The sequence below is a fragment of the Streptomyces sp. CO7 genome, from assembly GCF_053474865.1.
Genome location: NZ_JBRIOU010000003.1, coordinates 49022 through 60123, shown reverse-complemented (window position 1 = coordinate 60123; position 11102 = coordinate 49022). Strand labels below are relative to the sequence as shown.

The following is an 11102-nucleotide window of genomic DNA, read 5'->3' as shown; positions in this document are numbered from 1 at the left end:
CCAACCGATTTACCGCCCGCCCCCGTCCCGGTCCGGTGACGAACGTCCGGGCGCCGAACCGTGCCGGGCCGCGCGGCGGCGATGACCTGGGGCGCCCTGAAGGCCCGGGGACGGCGGTGTAACAGCGCCCCGTTTCCGCCCCGCCGCGTCGGAGGGATTTGTAGGGTTTCGGCCATGCGACGAATTCCCCGACTGTTCCTGGGCGTCACGGCAGCCGCGCTGCTGACCGCCGGCTGCGGCCCCGAGGACGATGCGGCCACGGGCGACCCGGCGGACAGGCCGGGAGCCGCCTCCGGCCCGGCGTCGGCCCGCTCCACCGCGGACACCGGCCCGCTGGCGGTGCGGATCACCGGCCCCCAAAAGGGCGTGGCCACGAGCGGCTCCGACATGGAGGACCCGCCCGGAAAACCGAGCAGCGGAGCCGACTTCGTCAGCCAGGTCGAGTACGCGCTCCAGGGGGACCTGCTCAGCGAGGCCCTGGTGGAGGGGAGGACCACCGCGGTCTGCCCCGACGGCGTCACCCGGCGGGCGAGCGCCTCCAGCGCGTGCACGGTGACCTACGAGGGCGTCGAGATCCCCTACACCGTCACCGTCGGCGCGTCCTACGAGGAGGGCGACATCCTCACCCCGTACCGCGCCGAGCCGAAGAAGCGGCTGCTGGTCGCCGAGCGCGTCCACCACGAGTTCTGGAAGCAGTTCGGCGGGTCCGCCGGCATGACGCTGAGCTGCGAGGAGATGCCGGCCGCCGAGGCCGTCGACGACAAGGCCCCCACCGGGCACGTCTGCCGGACGATCCGTGAGGGCGGGAGGGTCGCCGACTACGAGGTGACCACCGACTCCTCCGGCCCGCGCTTCGGCCGCGTCCAGGACTGACCCGTGCGGAGCGCCGGTACACCGGCGGCGCTCCCGCCCGGGGCGGCCCGGCCGGACGACAATCCTCGCAAGGGTCGGCGCACGGCGCGCCCGCCCGCTCCGCATCGTTGAGGAAGGGTCACGCCCGATGAGCGAATCGGCTCGCTGGAACGACGTCGACGACTACCTGTCCCACCTGCTCGCACCCGAGGACGAGGCGCTGGCCGCGGCGCTGCGCGACGCGGAGGCGGCGGGTCTGCCGCCGATCGGCGTCTCGGCGGGCGCGGGAAAACTGCTGCGCCTGCTCGCCGAGACGCAGGGCGCGCGGAACATCCTGGAGATCGGCACGCTGGCCGGGTACAGCACCATCTGGATGGCGCGTGCCCTGCCCGCCGACGGCCGCCTGGTCACGCTGGAGTACGAGGAGAGGCACGCGGAGATCGCCCGTGGGAACCTCGCCCGGGCGGGCCTGGACGGCGTCGTGGAGGTGCGGGTGGGCCCGGCGCTGGAGTCGCTGCCGAGGCTGGCCGCCGAGAACGGGCCCCCGTTCGACCTGGTCTTCGTCGACGCCGACAAGGTCAACAACGCGCGCTACGTGGAGTGGGCGCTGCGGCTCACCCGGCCGGGCAGTCTGATCGTCGTCGACAACGTGGTGCGCGCCGGCCGTGTCGCCGACGCCGGGAGCGACGCGCCGGACGTCCGCGGCACCCGCGAGGCGCTGGAGCTGATCGCCGGGCACCCCCGGCTCAGCGGCACCGCGCTGCAGACCGTGGGCGCCAAGGGCTGGGACGGCTTCGCACTGGCACGGGTGCTCTCCTGACGGAACGCCCGCATCCCGGCCGGTGCGGTATCCGTCCCCGCCCGGTCACACCTCGTGGTAGAAGCCCACGTTGACGCTGCGGGGCGAGGTGCGGTCCTGGACGACGACCTCGCCGGAACCGCCGGGCGGCAGGGCGACGGAGCCCCCGTACGGCACCGGGTGGGCGACGCCGCCCATGAGGACGCCGACCTCCGAGGAGGGGTCCGGCTGCGAGCCGCGCAGCCAGGTCAGGTGCCAGGCGCCGTCGGACCCGTACTGGAACTCGAGGTGGACCCGCGAGACGAACAGCCAGTCCGACGGGGTGCCCAGCCGGCAGACCGCCTTGTCACGGCCGACGCGCAGGACCGAGCCGGGGGCACTGGGCGCGTCGGCCATCTGCATGCCGGCCGTGGCGCCCTCGTCGGTGCCGGAGACGGCCGCCATGGTCAGTTCGAGCACTGCGCTCAGCTCCTCGGGTGCGTACGGGCGGGGACCGGTGCCGATGATAGATCGGCCGGATGCCGCTCGTCCCCCGGTCGGCCTCTCCTGGACAATGGACGCATGACCGATCGCAAGCCGCCGGGTGTGAACTTCGAGTCCTGGGTGGACCGGCAGATCCGCGAGGCGGAGGCCCGCGGGGAGTTCGCCGATCTCCCGGGTGCAGGGAAGCCCCTGCCGGACCTGGGCGCCACGCACGACGACCTGTGGTGGGTGAAGCGGAAGATGGCCCGTGAGGGCCTGTCCGTGCTGCCCCCGGCGCTGGCCCTGCGCAAGGAGGCGGAGGACGCCTACGAGGCCGCGCTGGACGCGCCGTCGGAGCGGGCCGCGCGCAAGATCCTCGAGGACGTCAACGTCCGGATCCGCGACATGATGTACAAGCCGCCGCCGGGCCCGCCGCTCGGCCGCAAGCCCTTCGACGTGGAGGGCGTGCTGGCCGAGCGGCGGGCCCGGCGGGGATGAGCTGTGCGGTGCGGCGGGTGGGTCAGAGGCGCAGCAGACGCTCGGTGAGCTCGCGGTAGTCGCGCAGGATCAGCCGCAGCTGCTCGGTGTCGGCGGCCGGGTCGGCCGTCTCGTCGCCCAGGGAGTGCCAGGCGGTGCGCAGCGTGCGGCGCCGCGCGGCCAGGCAGGACGTGAGGCGCTCGGACACCTCGTCCAGGACCTTCTCGGCCTCGGCCACCGAGCCACGGGGCTCATCGACGAAGCCGCCGACCACGTGGTGCAGGCGCGTGGACATCTTGTCGGTGTCCTCGTGCGGGAACAGCCGGTGCAGGGTCTCGCCCGGGCCGTCGTCCGTGTGGTGCTTGCCGCCATGTGCGCCGCCACCATGGGGGAGACCGCTGTGGGCCGTCTCGCCTCCATGGGTGCCGGAGCCGTGGGTGCTGTCACCGTGGGTGCTGTCACCATGGGTCGCGGTGCCATGGCTGGTGGCGCCGTGCGTGGTGGCGTCGTGGGACGTGTCGCCGTAGGACGGGTCGCCCAGGGCGGCGTCGCTGTGCCCGTGCTGCCCGTCGTGCGCACCGGTGACGCCGCCGAACGGCCCGCCGACCGCGGCGCCCGTGCCGTGCGAGGTGGTGTGGGCCGCGGTGTGGGCGCCGAGGGTGTCCTGCGTGCCCGTGGTGGAGGAGTCCGTCGTGGGGACGCCGGCGCCCCGGGCGCCGAGGTCGTCCGTGCCGACGCTGTGGGCGCCGGTGCCCGCGGCGCCGGTGCCCGCGGCGCCGGTGCTGCCCGGCGTGCCCTGGCCGCTCCGCGCGCCGAGGCCGTCCGTGGTGTCGTGGCCGTCCTGGAAGATCTTGCCGTCCTTGATGCCCTGGCCGGCCGACCGGTCGCGCTCGTCGCGCAGGTCGTGGTTGTCCGTGGTCGGCGGGACGCCCGGGTCGCTGAGCGGGCGGACCGGGGTGACGGCGGTGTCCTGCGCGCCGTGACCGTACCGGCCGTCGCCGTTCTGCGTGCCGTACGGACTGTCGCCGTACTGGCCGCCGTTCTGGCCGGCCGCGTAGTGCCCGTCGCCGTTGTGGCCCGTCGTGTGCTGCCCGTCGGCGCCGTGGCCGTCGGCGTACTGCCCGTCGGTGTGCTGCCCGTCGGTCGTGCGGTGGGCGCCGTCGGTGGTGCCGTCGGTCCCGTGCCCGGTGGTGCGGTCGTCGTGGGTACGGCCGGTGAGGCGTTCGGTGATGCGGTCTGTCATGCGGTCGCTCATGCGTCAGCTCCCCTTCGCGTGGTTGCGGGTGAGGGCCCCGGGCAGGTGGGACCGGGTCGTGCCGCCGTTCCGCTCGTGCTGCCCGTGGGTGTCGCGGGCGCCGGTGGTGGAGCCCGTGCGGTGGCCGCGGTCGTGGATCAGTTCGTCGAAGAGCGCTCGGGCCTCGACGAGGGCCTCACGCAGTTCCTCGGTGGCCGAGCTGCTGTCCGCGGCGCCGCCCGCGGCGGCGAGCGCGGCGCGGTGGATGCGCCGGTAGCCGTTCACGTGGTGCGGGTGGTGGACGGAGAGCGCGGAGACCTGCTCGTCGTAGTCGTTGCCGCCCGGGAAGCCCCGGCCGGCGGCCACCTCGGCGAGCAGTCGGTCGGCCTCGGCCACCGCCTCGCGCGGCGACTCGACGAAGCGCTCCTGCGCGGCCGCCCATCGAGTCTCGTACTGCTGGCGCTCGGCCGGCTCCAGCGGTCGCGTGCGCAGCTGACCGTGGCGCTCGACGCGGGCGGAGAGTTCGCGCTCTGCGGCGCCGGTGTCGCCGTCGTGCCGGGCGACGGTGCGTTCGTACTCCGGCCCGAATCGCCTGCGCAGGTTCCGGCCGCCGTTGGCGTTGCGGGACTTGGCGAGGAAGGCCGCGATCAGTACGACGGCGGCCACGATGACGATCAGAGCGATGATCACGCCTTTGGACATGGATGCCTTCCGGGGTCGCTCCCGGCCCGCTCTGCACGCGGACCGCTTCGTCCCGTTCGTCTTGCCTCGGCCTCATCGCTCAAACGGCGCATTCGTGGCAGGGCAGGCGGGAGGACGCGCTCGCGGGGGCTCCCCGGTGTCCGTCAGGCGGCCCGCCAGTAGCGGTGCGAGGTCGAGCCGCCGGCCCGGCGCGGACGTTCGGCGTCCGATCCGGACAGCTCGCCGTTCAGTTCCTTCACCAGCTGGATGAGGTCCCTGGGCCGGTCGGGTCCCCACCAGTCGCCGAGCAGTTCGGCCATGGACTCCTCGCGCGCCTGGGACAGCCGGTCGGCCACCTCGTGCCCGGCGGGCGTCAGTTCGAGGTCGATCCCGCGCCGGACCGCGAGGCCGCGCTCCTCGACCTGCCGTCCGGCCGCCATGATGCGCTCCAGCGGTACCTTGCTGTACTCGGCCAGCACGGCGGGTTCGGTCCATCCGTGGCGGCGGGTGCGCAGCAGCAGCCAGCTCGCCGCGGGCAGCAGGTCGTAGCCGGCCCGTTCGGTGATCCCCCGGTAGACGTCGCGCCGTCCCTCGCGGCTGGCGAGCACCGACAGCCCTCGCGCCGCCTCGTCGCGGGAGGAGCGGTACACGGGGTTGCTGGCCAGCGTCTCCGTGCCGTCCGGTGCGGTCACCGAGCCGCGCAGCGGGTCCTCGCGCAGCGCGAGGGCGAGCAGGAACGCCAGGGCGGCGACCGGGGCGGCGTAGAGGAAGACGTCCGTGATGGCGTCGGAGTAGGCGCCCAGGACCCGGTCGCGCAGCGCGGCGGGCAGCGCCCCGATGCCGCGCGGGTCGGCCTTCAGGCCGTCCACGGTCACCCCGGGCGGCAGCGTGACGCCGTTGAAGGCGTCGATCAGCTTGTTCTCGAGGCGTCCGGCGAAGACCGTGCCGAAGACCGCCACGCCGAAGGAGGCGCCGATGGAGCGGAAGAACGTGGCGCCCGAGGTGGCGACGCCGAGGTCCTGGTAGGACACCGCGTTCTGCACGATGAGCACCAGCACCTGGATGACCAGGCCGAGACCGACACCGAAGACGAAGAAGTACGCGCTCATCACCCAGGTCGAGCTGTTCGCGTCCAGCAGGTGCAGCAGGACCAGGCCGAGCGCGGTGATCAGGGTGCCCGCCACCGGGAACACCTTCCAGCGCCCGGTGCGGCTGACCACCTGCCCGGAGGCGGTGGAGGCCAGCAGCAGGCCGACCACCATCGGCAGCATGTGCACGCCGGACATGGTCGGCGAGATGCCGTGCACGACCTGCAGGAAGGTCGGCAGGTAGGTCATCGCCCCGAACATGGCGAAGCCGACGATGAAGCTGATCACGGCGGTCAGGCTGAAGGTGCGGATGGTGAAGAGCTTCAGCGGCAGCACCGGTTCCTGGGCCCGCCGCTCGACGGCGACGAAGGCGACCGCGAGCACCACGCCCAGCACCGCGAGCGAGACGATCCGCCAGGACCCCCAGGCCCAGGTGGTGCCTCCCAGCGAGGTGACCAGCACCAGGCAGGTGGCGACCGAGGCGATCAGGAGGGTGCCCAGGTAGTCGATGCGGTGCTTCTCCCGCCGGCGCGGGATGTGCATCACGGCGGCGATCACGGCCAGCGCGACGACGCCCAGCGGCAGGTTGACGTAGAAGACCCAGCGCCAGCTCAGGTGCTGGGTGAACAGTCCGCCCAGCAGCGGCCCGAGCACGCTGGTGGCGCCGAAGACGGCGCCGAACAGCCCCTGGTAGCGACCGCGGTCACGGGGCGGCACCAGGTCGCCGACGATGGCCATGGCCAGCACCATCAGGCCGCCGCCGCCCAGTCCCTGCAGGGCCCGGAAGCCGATCAGCTGAGGCATGTTCTGCGACATCCCGCAGAGCGCGGAGCCGACCAGGAAGATCACGATGGCGGTCTCGAAGAGGCGCTTGCGCCCGTACTGGTCGCCCAGCTTGCCCCACAGCGGAGTGGCGGCGGTGGCGGCCAGCATGTAGGCGGTGACCACCCAGGACAGGTGCTCCATGCCGCCGAGTTCGCTGACGATGGTGGGCAGCGCGGTCGAGACGATGGTCTGGTCGAGCGCGGCCAGCAGCATGCCCAGCAGCAACGCGCCGATCGACACCATCACGTTGGGCGCCACGTGGCTCGGTTCCTCGGGGACGCCGCCGTGCAGGTGCGGGTCCCCGTCGCCGGGCGGGCCGGGCCGGTCGGCGGAGTACGGAAGGTGCTCCGCGTCCTGGGCGACGGCCGGGGACGCCTGCCGTTCGTGCGGCGGCCCCGAACCGGAGCGCGCGTGCCCCGCACGGGCCCCGTCGCCGTCGGCCCTCCGCTGTGCGTCGTCGGCCATGGGTCCTCCCGGGCTCTCGACCTACACATCCATCGTGGCCGGAGTGACCCGTTATGGCCTGTTGAGTCCTCCGGGACGGCCGGGAATTACGGGGCTGCGTATTCGTGTGGTCCGAAAATCTGCATAATCACGGGAGATTTACAGGGGAGGGGACCGTCGCGTGAACGAGAACCAGGGGAACGACTGCCCCGGGTGCGGTACGCCGCGCCGGGCGGACCGGACCCCGTCCTGCGCCTGCGCGCTGCAGGCCGCGGACGCGCTGCGTGAGGCGCGCGAGCGGGAGACCGCCGAGGCCGAGGACTTCGACCCGCTGCGGGTGAGGCCGTACGTCGGCCTGGGCGGGACCTCCGGCGGACCGTCCGGCGCGGCGCCCGCCGGGGAGCCGCGGGTGATCCAGGGGGAGATCGTCGCCGCAAGGGACTCCGAGGTGACCCTCGCGGGCCCCCTGCCGCCCGAGCAGCCGGCGACGGGGGGCGGCCACGGCCCGTACCAGGCGCACACCGCCCCGCAGGACCCGGACGGCCACCCGCCGCACGGCGCGCTCGGTGCGGCGGGCGCCTCCGGCCCCGGGCCCGCGTACGCCGGGGCGGAGCCGCCCGAGGCCGGGGATGCCGAGAACGCGGAGCCGGAGGCGGGACAGGACGCCGGGGCGCGCGGGGCGCACCGCCGCCGCCGGACGCCCAGGCGCCGGGTCGCCATGGTGACCGCCGGGTCCGTGGTGGGCGTGGGCGCGGTGATCGCGGGCGTCACCAGCGGGCTGTTCTCCTACCAGGTGCCGTCCCGGACGACCTCGATGCCGCAGCGCGCGAGCGTGCCGGACGTGGACCCGACCCAGGACGACACCGATCCGGCGACCGGGGGCTCACCGGCGGCCGCGGCGACGCGAAGCGGCTCGCCCTCCCCGTCGCCGAGCACCTCGGCCGAGGTCTCGGCCGACCCGTCGGGTTCCGCGGACGTCTCGCGGTCCCCCGAGCCGGAACGTTCCAGCGCCTCGCCCTCCCGGCCCGCCGACGGCACGGAGAGCGGCACCACGCCGGTCTCCGGCTCGCTGGGCCCCGGGGACAGCGGCCCGGAGGTGGTGGAGCTCCAGCGCCGCCTCGCGGAACTGTGGCTCTACGGCGGCCGGGCGGACGGGCGCTACGACGACCAGGTGCGCAACGCGGTGAGCGCCTTCCAGTACATCAACGGCATCAAGGATGACGAGCACGGCGTCTACGGTGCGGCCACCCGGGCGGCGCTGGAGGCCATCACCAGCGGCGACGGCGACTCCGACGGCCGCCACGACGGAGAGCGGGACGACGACGGACAGCGCGACGGCCGCTCGTCGTGGAGCCGCTGACCCACCGGCGCCCGGCGGGGAGCCGCTGACCGGCCGCCACCTGGCGGGGAGCCGCTGAACCACCGGAGACGGCGGCAGCGGCAGCGGCGGAGAGGTGGAAAACCGGGCCCGGCCGGCGGGCGGTGAAGGGCCGGGCCCGGTTGGTCGATCGGCAGCGCCCTCATGGGCCTGCCCGTTCGGCGCGACGGCACGCGGCCCGCGTCGCGGGCTTCCGCGGTGCCGCGCGCGGCGTGTCACACGGTCCTTCGCGGCGTCACGCGGGTTTCGCGCGGTCACGCGGTTTCGTACGTCCTGCGACCCCTCGCCGTCGGGCGGGCTGCCGCTGTCCCGCACGGTCGGAGAAGCGGCGGCGTCAGCCCTGCTCGGCCCTGACCAGGACCGAACCGTCGGCGGCGTGGGACACCCGGATCGCCCGCAGGTCGGGCACGACCACGTCCGGCGCGTACGCGCGCGCCCGCGGACCGATCCCGACCACCCGCATCCCGGCGGCCTTGCCCGCGGCGATCCCGGCCTCGGAGTCCTCGAAGACGAGGCAGTCCTCCGGCGCGATCCCCAGCTCCGCGGCCGCCTTCAGGAAGCCCTCCGGATCCGGCTTGGAGACGGCGACGTCCTCGGCGGTGACCTTGATCTCCGGCGCCGTGAGCCCGGCCGCCGCCATGCGCGCGGTGGACAGACCCACGTCGGCCGAGGTGACCAGGGCGTGCGGGACGTCCCGCAGCGAGGCGAGGAACTCGGGGGCGCCCGGCACGGCCACCACACCGTCGGTGTCGGCGGTCTCCTCGGCCAGCAGCCGGGTGTTGTCGGCGTAGTTCTCCGACATCGGACGGTCGGGGAGCATCAGCGCCATCGTGGAGTACCCCTGGCGGCCGTGCGCCACCTTCATCACGAGGTCGCCGTCCAGCCCATGGTTCGCGGCCCAGCGGCGCCAGACGCGCTCGACCGCGGCGTCCGAGTTGACGAGGGTCCCGTCCATGTCGAGCAGCAGGGCGCGTACGGACAGTTCTACGGCGGCACCCATGCGGCACGGCTCCAGACACGAGGGAGAAAAACCAAGGTGGCCCCGCCCGCCGGTCAGGGGGTGACGAGCGGGAACCACTTTGTTCCTCAACGATACAAAACCGTCGCGCTCCACGCCAGCCCGGGGTCCACGATGTGGACACGCCAACCCTCGGCTCAGCCGGTCACGGCCTCCCACAGGCTCCACAGACCCAGGCCCAGCATGACCACGGCGGCGATCTTGGTGATCAGCTCCAGCGGCACCTTCTTCATCAGCGCCTTGCCGCCCACGATGCCGATCGCGGCGACCGACCACAGCGCCAGCACGGCCCCGAGGCCCACCGACAGCGGGTCGTCGTACCGGGCCGCCATGTTGGCCGTCATGATCTGCGTGAGGTCGCCGAACTCGGCGACCAGGATGAGCATGAAACCGGCTCCGGAGACCTTCCAGAAGGACTGGTTCTCCGGCTTGCGGACCTCCTCCTCGTCCTCGCCCTTCTTGAACAGCAGCACCGCCGCGCCACCGAGGAAGAGCACACCGGTGATCGCGTGCACGATCTGCTGCGGCAGCAGCGTCAGCACGCTGCCGGCCGCCACGGCGAGCACCACGTGGACCAGGAAGGCCGCCGCGACACCGGCGAAGACGTAGGAGGCGCGGTAACGCGTCCCGAGCACCAGACCGGCCAGGGCGGTCTTGTCGGGGAGCTCCGCGAGAAAGACGACGCCGAAGACGAGCGCCGTCACACCAATGCTGATCACAGTTCCTCAATCGGTCGGGCCACCCCGCCGAGAGCTTGCGCGATCGCGAACACCTCGGCAGGGCAGCACACACGGATGCACACGGGTATGCACTGCTTGCCGAAGGTCTCGCCGGCCGTTCCGGTTCACACCGGTCCACGGCCTCCGGGCGCCGGCTCAGCGAGCTGAGCAGTATGTCGACGGTCCCGGCGTAGGGCTACTCCCCTTCCGCTGCCCCCATCGTACGTGAACGTGCGGGGTGATCATCCGGGCGAACCCGCCGGAACCGCCTCCGGCCTCTTGTCGTGGCATGTACCCGTCGCTACCTTCTCACCGGCTGCTCATCCGCCGGCAACGTGACGCGAAGAGCATGCCGTCCGTCCGCGTTTCGCATCCCCACCACTCGAGGGACTTCGCATGCCCAAGTTCTACGCGCGTCACGGCCGCCGGTTCGGCATAGTCACGGCGCTGGCCGGGCTTCTCGCCTCGCTGGGCCTCTTCACCGCCCCGAGCGCCTCCGCCGCCCTCCCCACGCCCGTCAGCGCCACCACTGCCCGCAGCTACCTCGCCGCCCTCCCGGTCCAGACGGAGGTCCGCACCGGCTACAGCCGCGACCTCTTCCCGCACTGGATCACCGTCAGCGGCGCCTGCAACACCCGCGAGACCGTCCTCAAGCGCGACGGCTCGGGCGTCGTCACCGACTCGGCCTGCGCCGCCACCAGCGGCAGCTGGTACTCGCCCTACGACGGCGCCACCTGGAGCCTCGCCTCCGACGTGGACATCGACCACATGGTGCCGCTGGCCGAGGCCTGGGACTCCGGCGCCCGCAACTGGACCACCGCGCAGCGCCAGGCGTTCGCCAACGACCTCACCCGCCCGCAGCTGATCGCCGTCACCGACAACGTGAACCAGGCGAAGGGCGACCAGGACCCCGGCACCTGGATGCCGTCCCGCACCGCGTACCGCTGCACCTACGTGCGCGCCTGGGTGCAGGTGAAGTACTACTACAACCTCTCGGTGGACTCCGCCGAGAAGAGCGCGCTCACCAGCTACCTGGCGAGCTGCTGATCAACCCGCCCGGCCCGCCCGGCCGGCCCGGCCGGGCGGGCCGGGCGGGTTGATCAGCAGCTCGCCAGGTAGCTGGTG

Annotated in this window: 11 protein-coding genes; 5 read left to right on the top strand and 6 right to left on the bottom strand. The window is 73.4% G+C overall.

Annotated elements, in window-relative coordinates:
• Positions 1 to 174 precede the first annotated feature (174 nt).
• Positions 175 to 873 (top strand): hypothetical protein, encoded by a 699-nt coding sequence (locus ACOV8S_RS10135; RefSeq protein WP_448317462.1) that lies wholly within the window; start codon positions 175 to 177, stop codon positions 871 to 873.
• A 127-nt stretch (positions 874 to 1000) separates the two neighbouring features.
• On the top strand, positions 1001 to 1672 hold the full coding sequence (locus ACOV8S_RS10130; protein WP_448317461.1) for an O-methyltransferase: 672 nt from the start codon (positions 1001 to 1003) through the stop codon (positions 1670 to 1672).
• Between the two features lie 45 nt (positions 1673 to 1717).
• Here ACOV8S_RS10130 and ACOV8S_RS10125 read toward each other — a convergent pair whose 3' ends face one another.
• A complete protein-coding gene (locus tag ACOV8S_RS10125; RefSeq protein ID WP_448317460.1) occupies positions 1718 to 2110 on the bottom strand; it encodes a hypothetical protein in 393 nt (130 codons plus the stop codon).
• A gap of 102 nt (positions 2111 to 2212) precedes the next feature.
• On the opposite strand from ACOV8S_RS10125, the gene ACOV8S_RS10120 reads away from it, so the two are divergent.
• Entirely contained in the window at positions 2213 to 2611 is a 399-nt protein-coding gene (locus tag ACOV8S_RS10120; RefSeq protein ID WP_351115837.1) for a DnaJ family domain-containing protein, read from the top strand.
• A 22-nt stretch (positions 2612 to 2633) separates the two neighbouring features.
• On the opposite strand, the gene ACOV8S_RS10115 is transcribed toward ACOV8S_RS10120, so the two are convergent.
• From ACOV8S_RS10115 to ACOV8S_RS10105, 3 genes are all read right to left on the bottom strand, one after another.
• Positions 2634 to 3845: a hypothetical protein gene (locus ACOV8S_RS10115; RefSeq protein ID WP_448317459.1), complete on the bottom strand. Its 1212-nt coding sequence runs from the start codon at positions 3843 to 3845 to the stop codon at positions 2634 to 2636.
• A 3-nt stretch (positions 3846 to 3848) separates the two neighbouring features.
• Positions 3849 to 4526: a hypothetical protein gene (locus ACOV8S_RS10110; protein WP_448317458.1), complete on the bottom strand. Its 678-nt coding sequence runs from the start codon at positions 4524 to 4526 to the stop codon at positions 3849 to 3851.
• 143 nt (positions 4527 to 4669) lie between these two features.
• Entirely contained in the window at positions 4670 to 6661 is a 1992-nt protein-coding gene (locus ACOV8S_RS10105) for a DHA2 family efflux MFS transporter permease subunit (protein WP_448317890.1), read from the bottom strand.
• Positions 6662 to 7043: 382 nt separating this feature from the next.
• Between ACOV8S_RS10105 and ACOV8S_RS10100 the strand changes: the two genes are divergently transcribed.
• Entirely contained in the window at positions 7044 to 8222 is a 1179-nt protein-coding gene (locus ACOV8S_RS10100; protein WP_448317457.1) for a peptidoglycan-binding protein, read from the top strand.
• Positions 8223 to 8574: 352 nt separating this feature from the next.
• Here the strand turns inward: ACOV8S_RS10100 and ACOV8S_RS10095 are convergent, their stop codons facing one another.
• Positions 8575 to 9240, bottom strand: a complete 666-nt coding sequence (locus ACOV8S_RS10095) for an HAD-IA family hydrolase (RefSeq protein ID WP_448317456.1) — start codon at positions 9238 to 9240, stop codon at positions 8575 to 8577.
• Positions 9241 to 9395: 155 nt separating this feature from the next.
• Positions 9396 to 9977 carry a TMEM165/GDT1 family protein gene (locus tag ACOV8S_RS10090; protein ID WP_448317455.1) on the bottom strand — a complete coding sequence of 194 codons (582 nt, stop codon included), beginning with the start codon at positions 9975 to 9977 and terminating at the stop codon, positions 9396 to 9398.
• Positions 9978 to 10373: 396 nt separating this feature from the next.
• Here ACOV8S_RS10090 and ACOV8S_RS10085 point away from each other — a divergent pair, with 396 nt between their 5' ends.
• A complete protein-coding gene (locus ACOV8S_RS10085) occupies positions 10374 to 11024 on the top strand; it encodes an HNH endonuclease family protein (RefSeq protein ID WP_448317454.1) in 651 nt (216 codons plus the stop codon).
• Positions 11025 to 11102 lie beyond the last annotated feature (78 nt).

Bases quoted from the DNA above. Each gene is read 5' to 3' on its own strand.
- ACOV8S_RS10105 (WP_448317890.1), bottom strand. From the start codon at position 6,661: ATGGTGTCGATCGGCGCGTTGCTGCTGGGCATGCTGCTGGCCGCGCTC.
- ACOV8S_RS10120 (WP_351115837.1), top strand. From the start codon at position 2,213: ATGACCGATCGCAAGCCGCCGGGTGTGAACTTCGAGTCCTGGGTGGAC.
- ACOV8S_RS10130 (WP_448317461.1), top strand. From the start codon at position 1,001: ATGAGCGAATCGGCTCGCTGGAACGACGTCGACGACTACCTGTCCCAC.
- ACOV8S_RS10110 (WP_448317458.1), bottom strand. From the start codon at position 4,526: ATGTCCAAAGGCGTGATCATCGCTCTGATCGTCATCGTGGCCGCCGTC.
- ACOV8S_RS10135 (WP_448317462.1), top strand. From the start codon at position 175: ATGCGACGAATTCCCCGACTGTTCCTGGGCGTCACGGCAGCCGCGCTG.
- ACOV8S_RS10095 (WP_448317456.1), bottom strand. From the start codon at position 9,240: ATGGGTGCCGCCGTAGAACTGTCCGTACGCGCCCTGCTGCTCGACATG.
- ACOV8S_RS10115 (WP_448317459.1), bottom strand. From the start codon at position 3,845: ATGAGCGACCGCATGACAGACCGCATCACCGAACGCCTCACCGGCCGT.
- ACOV8S_RS10085 (WP_448317454.1), top strand. From the start codon at position 10,374: ATGCCCAAGTTCTACGCGCGTCACGGCCGCCGGTTCGGCATAGTCACG.